Origin of the sequence: Vibrio sp. VPAP30, assembly GCF_001188205.1 — a bacterium.
Lineage (GTDB): Bacteria > Pseudomonadota > Gammaproteobacteria > Enterobacterales > Vibrionaceae > Vibrio > Vibrio bivalvicida.
In genome coordinates this window covers 433908-451655 of sequence record NZ_LBLS01000043.1, presented here as the reverse complement: position 1 = coordinate 451655, position 17748 = coordinate 433908, and the positions used below count along the sequence as shown (strand labels likewise).

Genomic DNA, 17748 nt, shown 5'->3' with positions numbered 1-17748 from the left:
CACTCATTTTTGTTCTTTCACTGTTTTTAGTCTACGTCCGGCATAACAAAAAACACGTACTTTGGCTAAACTAGGTGCCTTATCTAATGGGCCAAAATGCACTCGTTTAGTGTTTGACCCAGGTGTTTGGCAGATTTCACATCCAGCTTTGTTTTTTGCAAAGTCTTTCCCTCTTCGAATTAAGAGCAATTTATCTCTACTGATCTCACCTAGTATCTCGATAGATAGATCATCCAATGCAGAAGAAAACCCCTCCTTACTGGTTTTGCATGTCAAACCTTTTAATGCTCTAGCCAGTTTAACCCCAACAATTTTATGATACCCGCTTAGAACATCTATAACACTGACATCATCCGCAAGGATTTTCCTTTTATCTTGGCTACTTTCTTGACTCGCCTCATCTACAAGTTCGGATTGTAAACCAGCTAAAGACACCCCCAGAGATCTCTCGTAGTGAGTAATAATACCCTCATCTTTGTGTCCAGATTTGTGAAGTGGCATTTTGAAGTGACAGGCAATTCTATCTTTCATGGGAAGAATAACTAGATTCCAAGGGTGGTTTACATCATATCCTTTGTAAGTAATTTGCTTTCTTCGATAACTCGATAACCTTCTCGTAGCCTCACAAGAAATAATATGATGAGAAGCAACGGATCTATCCATAAAATTTAGTGGGTGTTTTCTTTTTACCGCTGAGTCCCTCAGGCTTTTCGAACGAATATACCTGCCTTCATTTTCTATAATCCCCATGCTACATTCCTTATTTCATTTTGAGAGCTTCGGTACACTGTCCTTTGGCCTTACCAGCTATTCGACGACAAATCTTACATCTAGCAGTCTTTCTGTCCTTTTCTTCACTAGTTTTATCGTCGGTACGACCAGCTTGAGAGGACTTTCCTTTACTGTGTTTAACCTTCGCCGGATAAGTTTTCTCACTCTTACCTAAGATACGAGCAAACAGATCGTCAAATTCGCCCATCGCTTCTTTCAACTTATCTGGTACCATTTTGTCAATGATTTTCACTTCGTCAGCGAGCTTTAAGAAATAGGCACCAAGTTCGTCTGCTCCCATTCTATTTGCGTAAGAGGCAAGCTCGGTTGCTACTTCGATACATGGCTTGAGTACGTCAGAAATTATTCCACTTGCCTGCTTTGCGTAGTCTACCCAATCTAGAGTGCGTAAGAACTTTTCTGGATCACCTTTACCCATCCCACGAAGAACCGCGAGTAACGTGTCCTTAGAAGTACCTTTCCCGCCTTTTAAAGCAACTTTACAAGTTCCTTTTACTGCACTGCCGAACGTCGGAATACAGCCAATTAGTGTCAAAGAAAGTGCCAACCAGTTTTCCGGTTTATCGCGCTCTTCTTCACTTAACAACGTCATCACGTTCGCAGAAAGATCTCGCACATCAGCAGCTTGGTCAACAACGGGAATCATAGTCAGGGCGGTGTTGGCAATGATTTGTTCTACGGAAGCATCGTCATTAAAATCACCAAGTATTACACCCCAAATCCAGCTAGCCGCTCCCGACATGCGTTTCCAGGCATTTTCCCAAAAACCGACTTCCCCTCTTTTCGCTTCTTCTATAAGCAGCTGTGCATTAGCGTTCGGATTAAAATTCGGGTTGGTTTTGGTTGGAACATTGGGCATAAAGTCACGACTATCTTCTCCGTACTCTATATCAAACTCTCCTGGGGCCACACCACCGACCGTGGCTTTACCGCTATTGTCTAGCGTTCCTTCAAATGTCGCTCCAGTCTGATCAATGAGTTTATACGTCGCACCCTGCACAGGCTCGCCATCAGAGTAAGTTAAGAATAGATCAACCGTATAAGTCCCTTCAGCTTCTTCCGTCACAGTCACAGATGGGTTCTGGGCGCCACCTAAACACATGGTGTTGGCTTTGTTCATGGTCATTTGATCGGAAAGGCGACACACGCCCTTGCCTTCAAATTTAACGGTCGGTGAAGCGGAAATAAATTCGGCTTCGGCTTCTATCGTTCCTGAAGATACGCCTTTTTTGTCGCCGCCAGCATCACCCGTACTGGCACTGAACTTACTGCCTTTGATTGCAATGCTGTTACCACCATCCATCGACACTGTCGTGGTGCCATCGGCCAAATCAGCAGATTTTGCGTTATTGCCATACGGAATAGGCACTACCGAGTTGCCTACTGTCGTCAGACACACGTCGGGAAGCGTGGCATTTGCTTCACCGCCCGACCCTTTATGAACTACGCTGAGTCCATTTGCACAAACTGTTACGCCCATAACCAATCCATATGAATATGTAATGAGTGAATAATAAAAGAGATCGCATATTGCAATCTCTCTAAATGCTTAGTGATTTCCACGGAAGTAACCTGAAAAATCACGCTAACTTAAAAATCTGGCAGAAGATCTCACTTTGAATTACATACTTTGTTGATAGACTTCTAGCAATTTCTGAAACTTCATGTCGATCACGATGTAAGTCGCTGCATACATAACAGCAAAAGTAAGTGCACTAATGCCCAGTATCAACTTAGGCGAAACCACTCTTTTGAGCGGTTTCTTTATGTACTTAGCTTTTAGGTTAACTAAAGAGACTTTTTCTTGCTCCGCTAGGCGGTCATCGCGCACAAGGCGATATATGGTGTTACCAATCTCTGAAAGCTTTTCGTTTCCGCGCTCTTCACGGCCATACTTACCTTGAAAACCAAGTTGCAGTAGCAGGTAAAGGAACTCAATCACATGACGGTACTTTCGCGGGTCTGCTTTTAGTCGCTCTAGAATGATGAAAAACTTGTCGCCGCCAGAGGTTTCATTGTGAAATTCAGACAACAGACTGTTCTGACTCCAATGGCTATTTGCCCCCCACTCTTGTCGGCATACCGATTCATCAATCGCGGCGCACAAACAGTAGCGGATAACCAGTATTGAAGCGCGGTCTAGTTCCATCTCGTTAAGTTTGCGTTCGCCCTTGCGGATCTCGCGCGCCACCTCTTCACGAAATGGCATTGGGTCGTCTAACCACGGGATAGATGACATGCAAGACAAAGTCGCAATTAGCCAAGAGAACTGATCGACCAAGGGGTTAATTCCCATCGATTCGATATTAAGGTCTTGTACCGCGATATTGCGTGAGAGATCCGGAGGCGGCATTACCTCCAGCGGTTTCCCTGGTTCCGGCTGGAACAGTACTACCGTTAAATCAGTTTCTGCATAACTCATAGACGTACAGCCCATAGTTGCAATGATAGGTTAGCAAAATCACCTGCGATATGAACGGCGATCGCTGCAGTGTTTTTCAGTGCTGCCCATTCTTCGCCACTCTTATCAAGCTCAAAATAGGTGTAACCTGCATGGTATGGTAGAGCGCGTGGCACAACAGGCATAGGCTTGATCTCGATTCCCGGCAATTGCAGGTTAATCAGATCACGGATATTGTCGATTGAGCCGATCTTAGTCTGGCTAACAAACTGAGTATGTAGCACATCGAGCGTAACATCGGCTTTAACCGCAAGAATGAAGGTCGTGGTATCAATCAGCTTGCTATCAGGAAGTGCAGCCGTTCTAATGCCATAGTTTTGATCTTTCAATGTAAGTGGAATTGCACGCTGCTCAGACATCACACTTAAGGTTGTTTTCGCACTATCTAATGTACGCGAAAGACAGCTGCTCAAATCACCGTGGTTGTATTTGGTAAACTCAATCGGCCTGCGCGACGCAGAACATAAGGTAGAAAGCTCGCCTTCCGCTTGCAGCAGTGTACGGTATAAAGACTCCGGGTGAATGCCTTCACTACTTTCATAGTGCCAGAAAAGCGGTTCGTATCGGTTAAGTGCCTGCAAGAGCATAAAGTCAGACACTGAAGATACCCCCTGCTGATCAACCACACCCAGCCTTTCGACAATCGATTCTGCTCTGTGTTTGAGCATAGAAGCAAACTCAGTGGCAAATTTACTTAGCACTGCAGAAGCATGAATATCAATACAGGTTGGAATAAAGCTGTCGTCTAAAATAACGCTGCCATCAGGCTTAACTTCTGAAATTTTTAAGATTGGAATCGATGTATAGGCACTTTTGTCTTCGTGATCGTACATTAAACGGAAGTTAAGCTTGCCCACCGCTATATTGGCCATATCTTCAGAGTCGTAGCACGCATCTACCGCTTCTTGCGATTCAATGGTGTAGCGCGCATCGTCTTTATCTGTACCAAAAAGTTCCGAACGCTCAGATGGCAGTGGACAACATAGATAAACCACTTTATCTGCAATAGAGGGATCAACATCTTTTACTTCTGGCAGTTCAGCCAATAATGGCAGATCAAATGGCGTCCTGTCTTGAAGGATTCCCTCGGCGCGCGTAATGCCAATCTTGCCTAACGCCAATAACTGCGAGTTGATCTCTAACCGTTTGATACCCCAATGAAGCGGCGATGCAACAGAGCTTAGCATGCTAGACAGTTTACTTTGCGAACGATCAAGCTGCTGAAAATGCTGCGGCTTCATGAACATTCCATCTTGCCAAACAACTGGATTGTATAAAGACATGGTTCTATCCCTTAAAAGTAAACTTGTTCAATGCCGCGAGTATTATTTGACGTTAACTCACTGCCTTCAATGTTGAGGTTTAAAAAGTATTCACTCTTCTCTTCAATGATCTCGACTTTGCGCCATGAAGATCCGTCTATATCGCGAAACGCTACCGAAAAGCCTACTGCTCTTGTTTCGGGTGCTAAGATCAGCAACTCGTGAATCTTGTCGCCCGGCTGTATTTGATATTCGTAACGCTTGATGTATTCATCACCGAGTGAAGCTTTGTCATTTTCAAATAATGCAAAGAAATCTAAGCTGCGGAAAAGCACCGGAGATGTGAGTTCATGAATGCGCAGGATGACAGGTGAAGACTGCCCCCCTTCGCGAACATTCAATACTGATGAAGCCTCAATAACCAGCTCAATTGACGATGTTTCGGGGGTAATGCCGGAAGACTCTTTAAACTGCTCCCACATCGCACACCCAGACAGTAGTAGAGCAAAGCCAATTAATACGATGATTCTACGCATGGTTTCCCTTTAAAGCTTTGTTGTAATTTTTCTTAATCAGTCCACTCAATGAGCCTTCATTGAACTGGCGGCGATTGCTGGCGTAAAAGTCGAGATACTCTGCCCAAAGCTTGGATTTAGTTGTAAACATAGATCCTTTGGCACGCTCACTAGCAAAAGCCTCGGGGTCATTTGTTTTTGATTGCTCAACTAGAAGATCATTAAGGGCGCGGTTAAACATCACTTGATGATCGTTAAGCTCATCAAGCATTTGTTCAACCAGCTCATTGGGGGAAAGCAAATTCTGACTGTTCAAGGTGAGCATCAACTCCGCTAAGTTAGCAGCAGGTTCATTTGCGCTCGGCTCGTCTTTTAAAGCTTCAACTTCACGTAAGTCTTTCTGCAAGTTATCCATGCATAAACGCAGACACGTTCCCATCTGCCTGAAAAGCGATGCATCGTTTCTGATTAATTCTGAATTATTAATACCAAGACCTTCGTAAAATGCTTGGCTGATATCGTCAAATTGAGCGAGGTTCTTACTCTCTTCAGGTTCACTAGTAAATAAACCCACTTTAGGATCAATTTGCGAATGTTCTGGTTGGTCAGCTTGATGAGATGAAGGTGTAAATGGCTGTGTAACCTCTTCCCACTTTTGTCCTACTGCTTCAGCAGGAGCCTGCGAGGTGGTGAGTGGTTGTTCGACTTTCGGCTGCGCGGCTATTTCAGGCTGTGTAACAGGCGAACTTGTCGGTGTACTTCTGGTGACTTGTGATTTTTCAGTTGAAAGATCGGACACTTGCATCGATTCACTAGCACTCGATTGACTTGCTTTATCGCCGCCGAACCAGTCTTCAGGTATTAGGTTTGGCAAATCAAATTCCGAATGAATGCTCAAGCTGTCATCAGCAATCTGACGAGTACTTTCGATTGAAATAGGCTTGGTTTGCTCTGGGCGCTCTACATCCTTAATCAGATAATCGTCATCTCGCTGCATAGAAAAATTAAGGTGCGCGACAGGATCATGGCTATCTACTTCTTCCTGTTTTGTTTCCATAAACAGATCTTCTAGTACGCCGCTCTGGTCTTCTTCTTCAACCATTGCTTCGCCTAAATTGAGCAGTGGATCATTCGACACCCTTTCCGGTGCAATGTCAGCCGCTATATCTTGATTAGTGGTTACAAGTTCGAGGGAAACTCCGATCTCATACTGTCCGAGCGAAATGACATCACCATTGCATATAGATACTGGCTGATTTTTCAAAATCTTGTTGCCGTTGACCATAATGCCATTGGTACTTACATCACTAATATAGTGAGTATCACCATAAACACTTACCAAGCAATGAGTACCGGATATGAATCTATTGTGGTCTGCAAGAGATAGAGTACAACCGGCAGCCCTACCTATTGATCCGCCACCTTCTGGCATTTCAATGTGCTTGGCGCCAGTGTACTCCTCTGGGCATTTAGAAATGAATAGAACAAGCTGATTTAAGCGCATTGCTAACCTTTAAAATAGCAGTGAGACAGAAAGTTCAACGCCGCCGATTCCATCATTAACCACAGGAAGGATATAGGAAGCTTGGGGAATGATTTGAATATGTGCGTCAGGATTGCTACCTAACTTGATTACCGTACCAATTGTCGCGACGGCACCCACTTCAAATTGATCGATATCTTCAAGTTGCGAACCATATCTGAAGCCTTCGTTGTCTACTTTCCAACGGTTTGAGTACTGTGAGTAACCAAGCGACAGGCCAGCACCGATGTATGGGGTAAAGACAGACCACGTCTCGAGTGCATACTGAGGCACAACGCGCAACTCGAAATTAGTTGTTTCTTGATAAACGCCGTTTGCCGGAGCCTTAACATCTTCAGACAAGTAGTTTAGGCCAAGCCACCATCGCCAGCGATTGTTGTTCTCATCAATCGGACGGGTATGTACGATGCCATAGCGAAATGTATCTTGTTCTCCACTAGAACCTTGATCATATTTAATGCTATCGATAGTTAGCATGTTTACCGATGCACCGTATCGCTCACCTTTAGCTACAGCAAAGGTTGAGAATAGGCATAAAGCTGAAATCAGCCCGACTTGACTTGGTTTTAGCATTTCGTCCCTCTAGGAAAAACCGACGATTAGAATTAGAGGCGAAAGATATCAATAATCTTCTCTTTTTCAATAAGGTAAAAAATACCCCCATCAAATAAGGCATTTCGACTATAAATAAAAGCAATTTAACTATTATAAATTGCACAAAGTCGGATCTACTTAAACAGGCTTAATTAGCCTAAATCGCCTAATTGTTAACCGAACCGCTATCAACCGAGCTTCGAAAACCATGTCAAAACTTGAACACGACATAAGCTTGATTGCCATCGATGACTCAAGCACTCTCCAATTTATAAAAATTCTCTATAATTAAGAAAAATTATCTCTAATTAATAAACATAGACATGAAAGCTGTTACTTTGATTCCACAATCAGGCTGTCTTATAAATGAGATTGATGATTTTACGACTAATATATGCACAAAAAATTCCAATATCTGCGATCAGTAGCACTTAACTTAATGTTAATAGTCTCAAGATAGACACAAAAAATGTGAATCTAGCTCACATTAAGTTAATTTATATGTTTTTTATTACTAGTTATTGTTCAATTTCTTTCTTTTGACTATAAAATCCCCAAAAAAAAAGATTAATCAGTCTTAATAATAATATTTCGTATCACACAACATAGTGTGGACATTTATTGAACAGTTGGTACTAGAATTATGTTTTTCAGCGACTTCGCCAGAAGGCCGATCGATGAAAATAATCCAAGCGGTTTAAACCCTAACGGCTTAGATGATTTTGATGAGATCAAGCGTCAAATAAATAACTTGAATAAAGTGACAGGTCGAGTGTCATGGAAAATTGTTCAGACATTATCAAAAAAAATCCTCACCTCTCATGGCAAGGACTTTCGCTGTAGTTGCTACTACACTGTTGCGTCAACCCATAATGAAGGATTAAAAGGACTCGTCGAAGGCCTTAACTCGCTACTCGATCTGTGTATTGTCTACTGGTACTCCGCTTTTCCTGAGCACTCTAAACCAAATGCTCGAATGAGTGCCATTGAGTGGATGGTCGAATATGTTGAAAAACGTATTAAAAAGTACACGCCTCGCCCTGAAGAGCTACCACTCATAGAAGCAGCCCACCAGCTATGCCTACGTATTGAAGAAGAACTGCGCCTGCACTATGGCATCAAAGCGCCTTCATTTGGTCGTATTCGTCGCATATTGAATCAATGGATTGAAGAGTTCAAGGAAGCACGCATAGCGCTAGAAACAGCAAATAAACCAAAGCCTAGAAGCACAGAACCGCCGGTACCTGGAATCAAAGTTGAGATAGCGCCTCCAACAAAGCCTGTCGAAGCAAAAAACACGCCTGAACCAAAAGAGGCAAAATCCAGTAACGTCGCCATTTATGCACTGATCGGATTAATTTTCGTTGCCTTTTCTGCACATTTCATTCATAAGCAACATGAGTACTCTTCGCTTAAGCAACAGATTAACGATGCATCTTTAACAGAGCTGTCTTCCATCGTTGACTCTCTCAGTCATGAAAACAAACGCCATACAGCAACGCTAAGAAAACCTGCGGTAGACCGCCTTAGCTCCCTTATGAGCAATTGGTATTTTGACCCTGTCAAAGTCAGTAATATCGAAGTAATCGATGAGCTGACTTTAAAATTAACTGCGCTTTATCCTGACTCATCTTCTATTTCGCAACTTCGCGAGGGTTTCGAAGCACAACGCGGCAATTTCGAGCACGAATTCACTAACATTCACAAGCGGTTTGCACATGCTAGAACTGTCTTCGCCAATGTCGCAAATCAGAACTCAGATCAAGATGCAATCGCAGCATATAAATACAGCAACTCACTATTTCCTTTACTAGGTAGAATTGAATACGCGGAAAAACAACAGCAACAATCGGAAGTAGAGCGTTCTCTCCTGTTGCTTAACACCTATCTATACAAGTTAAAGCAAATAAAAATAGTCAAAACCGACAATAAATAACAACGTCAAAAAAAACGTAGGCTTATGTTCAAACAAAAAATACTTAGAAACCCAATCGTGGTTTCCACCGTCGTTGCTTTGCTCCTCGCAGCGACACTGACCGCCGTATATTTATTCTGGCTTGAAGATGCAAAAAAGCTGTATCTGTGGATAGGGCTGGCTGCGATATTTGCTTTTTATCTAATTTTTCAGATCACGCTTTGGTATAAGAAGAAAAATAACTTAAAAGCGCAGCACCTCGAGACAGAAGAAGAAGCTCTATCTATGGTCATACGACCACTGCTTGCCAACGCAGGTAAAAAGCCAATTTACTTGATGATTGGTAATAAAGCGTCTGGGCGATGTCAGTTTTTGTTTAACTCTAGTGCCATTAAACCTATGGACAAGACTCGCACCGCGAAAAACGATTTTTTCCAATGGTACGAATCTGACAATGCTGTTTATGTAAAACCAGATCAAAGGTTGGTATTCCAAGAGGTCTCAAGCAGCGACGCATCTCTTTGGACCACATTTGTTGACGAAGTGATCCGTTATCGACCACGCAAGCCCTTTTCTGGCTGCCTACTGTTTGTTGACTTTGAATTCCTCATCATTTCAGAGCCAGAGCAAAAAGACTATACGATGACCGCATTGCTAGAGCGCATGAAGTCTATCAGCGAAAAAACATCGTCAGCTCTGCCTGTGTACTTAATGATGTCCAAGTTAGATAAGCTTGATGGCTTCAAAGAATATGTAGGTTTCAGCTCACTCAAATCTCGTGTGGAGTTCCTTTCTATTCCACTAAAAGAAGCAAAAGGGGTCTTGACTGAGTACTACCGCGACAGCTATCAGAACCTGGTAAAAGTACTTGAGACTAATGCGCTAGACTCTTCATCAGCATCGAACGATGTTGCAGAGAAACAAGCCATTCTTTCATTTCCAAAGCAGTTCGAGCTCTGTCAACCAGAAATCGGCTACATTCTTGATCGTCTTTGCGAAGCAAATAGTGGCTTATACGCGTTAGACATCCGTGAAATTTTCTTCTGCTCTAGCTTACAAGGTGGTCGAAAGTACAACTTATTAGCCAAAAGTTGTAGCAACTATTTTAACTTACCAATCATTGCGTCAGAGCATACCCACTTAACAGAAACCCCTTACTTTTCACGATTTTTAATGGATTCTCAGGTATTGCCTGAAAGTGACTTCGCCGGAGAGAACAAAACTTACCTTCGTATAATTCAAAGGCAAAGTCGTCTAGCCATGCTGGCGTCCGTTGTTTTACTTGTCGGCGGTGGTTACTTCTTCGCTACTACGCTAGATAGTAATTTACGTGTCATCAACCAGCTGCTTGGAATTGACGACAAAAGTCAAAGAGATCAAAACTCAGACTTTAACACTTTACTCTCTGATGCGAACAAAGCAGTCCAGCCTTCGTACAATGCATGGTTAAGTGGCTCAAAAGCTCTAGATGACGAACTATTGCCACTGAATATTAGCCGTTTAGACGAAAGTACTAAAATCGCGTATGGGGCACTCATCCAACAGGTCTCTCAGCAAATAATGCCGATTTTAGAAAGTGGTTATCGTATTCAATTGACGCAAAATCTTCATGACGTCAATCATTCGATGCCATTGCTTAAAGGGTACTTAATGCTCCATGACCCTTCTAAGCGAGATATCACTTTTCTTCGCAACCAAACTTTAGAAGTGCTTGGCGAACTAAGTGAGCCTGAACTGGTGCAGCAGACGATGAGCTATCTAGATGCTTATTTCCGTACTGAATTTGCCCCTGTAAACATAAGTATGGACATCGTTCGTGCCACTCGACGTTCGTTGCTATCGAACTCCAATGTTGACCTTGTCTACGCTGGCATATTAGGCCAAGCAAAAGCCATTGGTTTGGGCACTTTAGATCTTCAACGTGCTGTTGGGTTTGAGTTTAGCAACATCTTTTCTACACCTACTGATGCAGAACGATTGGCGATTGACAAAGCCTACACTTCCACAGGCTTCAGCACTTTTTATCGTCCTCGTGTAGATTTATTGTCTCAACAAGTCATTAGTGACAACTGGGTACTTGGATTGTCGAATCATGTTATCCCTACTGCGCAAGAACAAGAGGCCTTTAAAGACCAGGTCCGCAAGAAATATACTGATGACTACATTAGCTATTGGCGTAACGCGCTGAGTGAACTCAAAGTACAGCACTATGATAATGTTGGCGATCTAACCAATGCCGTAGATTTGATCTCGGGGCCTTCATCTCCTTTGACTACTGTATTAAAGCAGGTCTACGCCAATACTCAGTTCTCTCCTGTAGGAGAACAAAATGCGCTAGTTTCAAAGGTCAACCCAAAGCTACTAGATGTCGTCAACTCTGCTTCAGAAGCAGCAGAAGAAGTGATCAAACCTGATTACCTACTGATGAAACGTGTCGAGCAGGCTTTCCATTTGCTAAACCAACTGCAAGTAAGCGAGACTCCAAACTCTCCGACACCGTGGGACGAAACAATTGCAGCTCTTAGCCGCGTTCGTACCTACATGAAAGACATTGCTGATGCGCCAGATCCACAAATGGCAGCGTTGGCCGCTACTCAGCATCGAATGAACAGTACGGATGCTGATCCGCTAATTAAACTCAAACAAATTGCGCAAAAATCGCCTGAGCCAGTCAGAAGTTGGCTTCTTGGCGTCGTACAACAGAGTTGGTCGGTGATGATTACTGAATCGTCAAAAGGCATTCAAACTCAATGGTATAGCGAGGTTTATACCAAGTTTAAAGAACTCGGCCTCGGCAAGTACCCTTTCGATCTATCGGCAACAGAAGAAATCTCGATTGAAGACTTTGAGCTACTCTTCGCGTCGGGTGGATTACTAGACACATTTATACAAAAGAACTTTGCACCGTTTTATGACACCAACTTATGGACACCAAAACAGGTTGATGGCGAGACTATGCCACTCTCTCCTGCGATGCTGGTGCAGCTACGCAACTACAATGTCATAAGAGATACGCTAATTAATAAAAGTACTAACCGCGTTAACATACCTTTTAGCACCAAAGTACTAGACCTTGATTCAAGTGCCATCAGAGCCAGCATAAAAATTGCTGACACTGATATCAGCTACTATCACGGTCCAAGCAGAATTCGTGAAATGGAGTGGCCACCACAAAACGGTGACTTCAACATCAGCATCACGATCCAAGATGTAACCGACGAAGGTAAACAGCACGTTTTAAATAAGAGTGGTCAATGGGCGATATATAGATTGCTAGGTGATTCGTCCCTGACAAACACTCATAACGGTAGCTTCGTCAGTAACATAAAAGTGTCAGGACGGGATTTGAGCCTTCGTATCACCCCATTGACACAGAAAAACCCGTTTACTCTAGCGGAGCTGTATAACTTTACACTTCCAGAGTCAATTTAATAAATATATAAAAATAAACTAGGCAGAACACATGATTTCTAACATGACTTTACAAGGCTTAGATAAGTTGGATCGAAAAATACTTTCGAGCCTGTTATCAAACGGACGTCAGTCAATCGCAAACCTATCTCGTAACATCGGTTTGTCTCGTACAGCAGTGGCCGAGCGAATCAACCGATTAGAGCAGACTGGTATTATCAAAGGATATACTGCTCAAATACGTGTCGAAAACGAAGGGCGTACGGCAGCGAGCTACTTGCTTATTTCTTGTGAGAAAGGCAAAAAAAACGATGTCACAAACGCGCTTAAAGAGATCCCGGAAGTACGCTTAACGAGTGTTGTTGGCGGTAACTTCGATATTATTGCCCTGATCGAAGCACCGGACCTACAATCTATTCACCATCTATCCAACGAGATTGAGTCTTTTAGTGGGATTCAAAAGCTGGATACGACTGTAGTACTCCACCAGCCGATTAGTCGTTAGTAGTCGATCTATTCCATTGAAAAAAGCCGCTCTTTCGAGCGGCTTTTTAAATACTTCCAATAACTTTAATCTTAACGTCTTTCTCACTGGGATTACCTAACCATACCGTCTGTCCTAAGCTATTTCCTTCCCCATGACCCAGTTTATTCGCAGGCACTGTATCAAGGTTCACCGTTAGCTTTAGATCCCAAGACATAGGGTCACGCAGTATGAATCGCATCAGCCCAACCAATGTATTGTGCAGCTCACCACCATAAGAGAAGCGTCTAAAAGTGGCAAAGTCGATATCATCTATGCATAGGTTAAACTTGCCATTTAAGTCAGCAATACTTTGACCTAAGTGTAAAGTCTGACCTAAGACACAATTGGATCGGTTTAACTTGTTTCTCTGACACTCAGCAATATTTACTCTTCGGTAAACCCACTCTTCAATTCTCACGCTCGGCAGAGAGAAGTAGTGAGAAACTATCCCCGCAATCAACTTAGGGGAGCGCGTACGTGTGGATAATTGATTAACGTAAGATAGTATTTTTGCCCTATCTAGCTCAGCGACATCACAATCTTGCATCACACCAGACAGACCCGCTAAATGCAGTATCCGGCCTGAGAATGCATCGCTAGCACCACTTTGATACTGAACGTGATAGCGATACTTTTTCCATACACGATAAAGTAAGCTCGTATAACGATTATGGAAGAAGTCAAAGAACCCCTTAACCGGATTATCTTCTGGATCTCTGCCTGCTAGCTTTTCCGTGTATGATGCGGGTAACGGTGAACTGGCTCCGTGTAAACCTAGAAAATTGGTTTCAATTCGAGAGTATTGCTGGCCATTACGTTCCATATGGACAATGAAGTCCATGTCACTTTTAGGGAAGCTTAGCTTCGGCGATACACTAAACTCGATACGTTCTTGGTGAAAGTACTTGTTTTCACCCACCGCAGTAAAATTGGAATCAGGTAGGCGCTGATAGTGCTTTTCGAGCAACAACACTGCCTGGTAGAAGCTGAACTCGTACGACTCTTCAGATAGTACATTGATCATAATATTGTCTGTTGTCCGATTAAGCTTGCCCACCTGTATACTTCACCACTCGCTTCATCAAAGACCTCAAGTTCTGTAAATGAGTTAACACTTGAATAAAGCCTGATGAACTCGTTCAGTACATTCACCATCAAAAACATATCGCCTTCATTAACAAAGTATTTTGAGTTGGTGACTAACTTGAACTGATTGCCACGCACCGAGACACCTCTAAACACACGATCGATAGGCTTCATCTCAGAAGAAATAATGCCATCCAGTCGATGTATTGAAGCTCGATGTGCCTGCCTGTCAACGCGAGAATGAAAATCGTATGTCGATAGTAAAACCTTAAGAACATCGATATTTGCTAAAGACAAATAGTTCAACGACATGTTTGCAATTAGCTGCCACTGTAGCTCGCCATTGACTTGAGGGCTGACAGATTGCGTTGGCTTAGTAATATTCTCGAACGTCGCAAATGTCGGTGACTTGTGAGTGGCATAAGTGATGTCTCCGACGGATAATCGCTCGGCTAAATCTGCATTGCTACATTGCAATTTCATCAATACCGTTTCAGAACCTAGATCGGCGATGTCACCATTATGGGTGTGAAAGGAAATATATCGCTCTAATCCGCGGCCACTTACACGTTCACCCACCTTCGATTTATAAAACTCACGTTTATCTCGTTGATTGATTTGGTGTTCGAAAGTCTCAAACTCAATCAATGGTTTGCGGCGCCGTTCATCTTTACTCCAACTTTCAACATGCTCAATGGAGTAAACTTCATAATGCTCTTGGCTAGTACTTTGAGGACGTACTTTATATTCGTTACGTCGATGCTCTAACCTTATCGGGTCACCGTCTTTTTCGAATAAATTGACCGCTGGTGTACAGTGCAAGCGTAAATGCTTGTCCTTTAATACCACTTCTGACGGCAACGCACGTTTAAAATGAAACTTAATGTTTACGTTGCTACGTTGAGGAACGCCTTTGAGCCACTCTAAACCGTGAATATCAAAGAACATAAACTTGTCAGGTAATGAGAATAGCTCTTGCAGCAATCGATAGCCTGCAAAAGAGTTTTTGCTGTAAGGAAGTAACGCTTCTTCCTCTTCGAACCCGACTGGCTTAACAAACTCTGGACCAAGCTTATGTTTATAGCCACCGCCTACATCTAGCTCTACATAATCTAGGTACCTGAACAACCATAAGAATACCGCGCGTGATATGTGAATTTCGCCATGGAGATGTAGCCTAAGAGTATCTAAGCCGATACGAGACAGCTCTAGACCATGCTCCGTTGAAAGCGTGACATCAATCGTTGAACTGGTGCGACTATTGGTTTGCTCTATGCCAGTGATCGTGATGGGATATAAGTCAACATCGTAGCAAGTGCGAAACAAACATTGTGTTCCTTCTACTTGCTCGCTCGCCATCTCTGCCCCTCTTTTTACAACGGTTTTTTCCGTTACACTTCCGGTATGGGGCTTTAGCTCACTGATACACAAAGACGGTACCGAACGCATGTAGTGAGGCCACAACAAAGTCATTAATGACTGAGTAAGCTCTGGCAATTCATCATCAATTTTTTCGCGAATTCTACCTGTAAGGAATGCAAAACCTTCAAGCAGTCGCTCTACATCAGGGTCAAAGGTTCCTTCCGAAAGAAAGTGCGTTAACTTCGGGTGATATTTAGCAAACTCGCTACCAGCTTCACGCAGATACGTGAGCTCATCTTGAAAGTACTTACTGTTGCTCAAATGATACCTACTAAACGTTGAATTGGCCGTCAGTACCCATGTAGACATCAATCGACATCGGAACTCTACCGCCGTTGTGAGAGACTTCACCGCGAATGCCAAAACCCAGTTGTAAAGGGTTATGGTGATCTTCGCGATAATGAACTTCGACGCTACGCAATCTCGGTTCGAAACGCTCTATTGTTGACGTGATATTCTTTTGAATGTGACGGACTAGGTTGGTGTTATTGGAAAGAACATCATTAAAATCTGGCAGACCGTACTCGTCATCGATCATCGCATTCCCTGAATGTGTGTTCAGTAAATCTGCCAAATGTAAATGTATCGACTCGATCAAGTGCTTGTGTGAAACAACTTTTTCATAGCAGTTCTTTGGCTCGCCAAGTTCAATACGCTCTAAAAGTCGGTAACCTTTTTCCATACTCAGTCCTACGAAAAAAGCAGCCAGTATTCACTGGCTGCTTGATTTTGCTCATCAAGGTTTATTGGTCTAATTTACCAACCAATGATAAATCAAAGCTTGCGCCCATGTACTTAAAGTGAGGACGAACAGACATAGATACCTTGTACCAGCCTGGATCACCCTCTACGTCAGACACTTCAACTTTCGCTGCACGTAGAGGTCGACGACCACGTACTTCTGCTGGCGGGTTTTCTTGGTCTGAAACGTACTGGCGAATCCATTTATTCAGTTCAATTTCCAAGTCAGAACGCTCTTTCCATGAACCGATCTGCTCACGCTGAAGCACTTTAATGTAGTGAGCAAGACGGTTGATAATGAACATATACGGTAGCTGAGTACCAAGTTTATAGTTCATTTCGGCTTGTTTGCCCTCTGGAGTATTGGCAAACACCTTAGGCTTTTGAACGGAGTTTGCAGAGAAGAATGCTGCATTATCAGAACCTTTACGCATGGTAAGGGCCATAAAGCCTTCTTCAGCTAACTCGTACTCGCGACGGTCAGAAACCAGAATCTCAGTTGGGATCTTAGTTTCGATTTGACCCATTGACTCAAAGTTATATACCGGTAAGTCAAATACTGCACCGCCACTTTGCGGGCCAATGATGTTTGGACACCAACGGTACTTAGCAAATGACTCACTGATTTTAGAAGCCATCGCATACGCCGAGTTGCCCCACAAATAGTTGTGGTGGCTGTCAGTTACTTGCTCATCGTAATCGAATGCTTTAATTGGGTTGTCTTCTACTGAGTATGGCGTACGTAGCATGAAGCGAGATGTACATAGGCCAACATATCGAGCATCTTCATGCTCACGGAATCCGCGCCATTTAGTGTATTGAGGACCTTCAAATACAGACTTTAGGTCTTTCAAGTTAGGCAGTTCTTCGTAGCTATCTAGGCCAAAGAACTTAGAAGATGCCGAAGTAATAAATGGTGCATGAGACATCGCACCTACATTCGCCATGTACTCCATTAGCTTAACATCAGGTGATGATGCTGAAAGTTGGTAATCACAGATTACTGCACCTACAGGTTTACCACCGAACTGACCATACTCACGAGTATAGATTTGCTTGTAAAGGCCAGACTTAACGACCTCTGGGGCATCTTCAAAGTCATCCAGAACTTCGTCTTTCTTCGCAGAAATCAGCTCAATTTGGATGTTTTCTCTAAAGTCAGTGTGATCAACAAGGTACTTCAGACCACGCCAAGTCGACTCTACCGCTTGAATCTCTTCATTGTGAAGAATCGCATCCACTTGCTTAGACAGTTTCTGATCGATTTCTGAGATCATAAGATCAACCAGAGATTGATCTACTTTTTCAGTGTTTGAGCTACTTAACAACTCACCGATAAACGCTTCAACGCCGCGTTTTGCAACATCAAATCCTTCATCACTAGGCTTCAAACGTGTTTCATTAAGAATGCTATCCAGAAGTGAATCTGAAGCCGCTAAGGTAGCTTCTTGCTCTGGAGCTTGTGCTTCTGCAGACATGG

14 protein-coding genes are annotated in these 17748 nt (G+C 43.1%); 3 read left to right on the top strand and 11 right to left on the bottom strand.

The window, feature by feature from the left end; all coding sequences use genetic code 11:
- Window positions 1-3 precede the first annotated feature (3 nt).
- The 7 genes from ZX61_RS22250 to ZX61_RS22220 form a co-directional block, all read right to left on the bottom strand.
- A complete protein-coding gene (locus ZX61_RS22250; protein ID WP_049846766.1) occupies window positions 4-750 on the bottom strand; it encodes an AHH domain-containing protein in 747 nt (248 codons plus the stop codon).
- A gap of 10 nt (window positions 751-760) precedes the next feature.
- Window positions 761-2272, bottom strand: coding sequence for a PAAR-like domain-containing protein (locus tag ZX61_RS22245; RefSeq protein WP_049846765.1), 1512 nt, complete (start codon window positions 2270-2272; stop codon window positions 761-763).
- A gap of 141 nt (window positions 2273-2413) precedes the next feature.
- On the bottom strand, window positions 2414-3214 hold the full coding sequence (gene icmH / locus ZX61_RS22240) for a type IVB secretion system protein IcmH/DotU (protein WP_049846764.1): 801 nt from the start codon (window positions 3212-3214) through the stop codon (window positions 2414-2416).
- Complete coding sequence (gene tssK / locus ZX61_RS22235; RefSeq protein ID WP_049846763.1) at window positions 3211-4536, bottom strand: type VI secretion system baseplate subunit TssK; 1326 nt, start codon at window positions 4534-4536, stop codon at window positions 3211-3213. The genes icmH and tssK overlap by 4 nt, the downstream gene beginning before the upstream one ends.
- Before the next feature lie 11 nt (window positions 4537-4547).
- Window positions 4548-5051: a type VI secretion system lipoprotein TssJ gene (gene tssJ, locus ZX61_RS22230; RefSeq protein WP_074181729.1), complete on the bottom strand. Its 504-nt coding sequence runs from the start codon at window positions 5049-5051 to the stop codon at window positions 4548-4550.
- Window positions 5044-6534, bottom strand: a complete 1491-nt coding sequence (locus ZX61_RS22225) for a type VI secretion system-associated FHA domain protein (protein ID WP_049846762.1) — start codon at window positions 6532-6534, stop codon at window positions 5044-5046. Before ZX61_RS22225 ends, tssJ begins: the two co-directional genes overlap by 8 nt.
- Before the next feature lie 9 nt (window positions 6535-6543).
- Window positions 6544-7146 (bottom strand): hypothetical protein, encoded by a 603-nt coding sequence (locus ZX61_RS22220; protein WP_049846761.1) that lies wholly within the window; start codon window positions 7144-7146, stop codon window positions 6544-6546.
- 664 nt (window positions 7147-7810) lie between these two features.
- Here ZX61_RS22220 and ZX61_RS22215 point away from each other — a divergent pair.
- The 3 genes from ZX61_RS22215 to ZX61_RS22205 are packed head-to-tail and all read left to right on the top strand — an operon-like array spanning window position 7811 to window position 12998.
- Window positions 7811-9103, top strand: a complete 1293-nt coding sequence (locus tag ZX61_RS22215; RefSeq protein ID WP_049846760.1) for a type VI secretion system ImpA family N-terminal domain-containing protein — start codon at window positions 7811-7813, stop codon at window positions 9101-9103.
- A gap of 24 nt (window positions 9104-9127) precedes the next feature.
- Window positions 9128-12514 (top strand): type VI secretion system membrane subunit TssM, encoded by a 3387-nt coding sequence (gene tssM, locus ZX61_RS22210; RefSeq protein WP_049846759.1) that lies wholly within the window; start codon window positions 9128-9130, stop codon window positions 12512-12514.
- Window positions 12515-12545: 31 nt separating this feature from the next.
- Complete coding sequence (locus ZX61_RS22205) at window positions 12546-12998, top strand: Lrp/AsnC family transcriptional regulator (protein WP_049846758.1); 453 nt, start codon at window positions 12546-12548, stop codon at window positions 12996-12998.
- 46 nt (window positions 12999-13044) lie between these two features.
- Here the strand turns inward: ZX61_RS22205 and tssG are convergent, their stop codons facing one another.
- The 4 genes from tssG to tssC all read right to left on the bottom strand — a co-directional run bounded on the left by tssG (window position 13045) and on the right by tssC (window position 17746).
- Complete coding sequence (gene tssG / locus ZX61_RS22200) at window positions 13045-14043, bottom strand: type VI secretion system baseplate subunit TssG (RefSeq protein WP_049846757.1); 999 nt, start codon at window positions 14041-14043, stop codon at window positions 13045-13047.
- Window positions 14040-15788, bottom strand: coding sequence for a type VI secretion system baseplate subunit TssF (gene tssF, locus ZX61_RS22195; protein WP_049846756.1), 1749 nt, complete (start codon window positions 15786-15788; stop codon window positions 14040-14042). Before tssF ends, tssG begins: the two co-directional genes overlap by 4 nt.
- A 10-nt stretch (window positions 15789-15798) precedes the next feature.
- A complete protein-coding gene (gene tssE, locus ZX61_RS22190) occupies window positions 15799-16209 on the bottom strand; it encodes a type VI secretion system baseplate subunit TssE (protein ID WP_049846755.1) in 411 nt (136 codons plus the stop codon).
- A 61-nt stretch (window positions 16210-16270) separates the two neighbouring features.
- On the bottom strand, window positions 16271-17746 hold the full coding sequence (tssC, locus tag ZX61_RS22185) for a type VI secretion system contractile sheath large subunit (protein ID WP_049846754.1): 1476 nt from the start codon (window positions 17744-17746) through the stop codon (window positions 16271-16273).
- Between the last annotated feature and the right edge of the window lie 2 nt (window positions 17747-17748).

Bases quoted from the DNA above. Each gene is read 5' to 3' on its own strand.
- tssJ (WP_074181729.1), bottom strand. From the start codon at position 5,051: ATGCGTAGAATCATCGTATTAATTGGCTTTGCTCTACTACTGTCTGGG.
- ZX61_RS22215 (WP_049846760.1), top strand. From the start codon at position 7,811: ATGTTTTTCAGCGACTTCGCCAGAAGGCCGATCGATGAAAATAATCCA.
- ZX61_RS22205 (WP_049846758.1), top strand. From the start codon at position 12,546: ATGATTTCTAACATGACTTTACAAGGCTTAGATAAGTTGGATCGAAAA.
- icmH (WP_049846764.1), bottom strand. From the start codon at position 3,214: ATGAGTTATGCAGAAACTGATTTAACGGTAGTACTGTTCCAGCCGGAA.
- tssK (WP_049846763.1), bottom strand. From the start codon at position 4,536: ATGTCTTTATACAATCCAGTTGTTTGGCAAGATGGAATGTTCATGAAG.
- tssM (WP_049846759.1), top strand. From the start codon at position 9,128: ATGTTCAAACAAAAAATACTTAGAAACCCAATCGTGGTTTCCACCGTC.
- tssC (WP_049846754.1), bottom strand. From the start codon at position 17,746: ATGTCTGCAGAAGCACAAGCTCCAGAGCAAGAAGCTACCTTAGCGGCT.
- ZX61_RS22220 (WP_049846761.1), bottom strand. From the start codon at position 7,146: ATGCTAAAACCAAGTCAAGTCGGGCTGATTTCAGCTTTATGCCTATTC.
- ZX61_RS22250 (WP_049846766.1), bottom strand. From the start codon at position 750: ATGGGGATTATAGAAAATGAAGGCAGGTATATTCGTTCGAAAAGCCTG.
- ZX61_RS22245 (WP_049846765.1), bottom strand. From the start codon at position 2,272: ATGGGCGTAACAGTTTGTGCAAATGGACTCAGCGTAGTTCATAAAGGG.
- ZX61_RS22225 (WP_049846762.1), bottom strand. From the start codon at position 6,534: ATGCGCTTAAATCAGCTTGTTCTATTCATTTCTAAATGCCCAGAGGAG.
- tssG (WP_049846757.1), bottom strand. From the start codon at position 14,043: ATGATCAATGTACTATCTGAAGAGTCGTACGAGTTCAGCTTCTACCAG.
- tssE (WP_049846755.1), bottom strand. From the start codon at position 16,209: ATGGAAAAAGGTTACCGACTTTTAGAGCGTATTGAACTTGGCGAGCCA.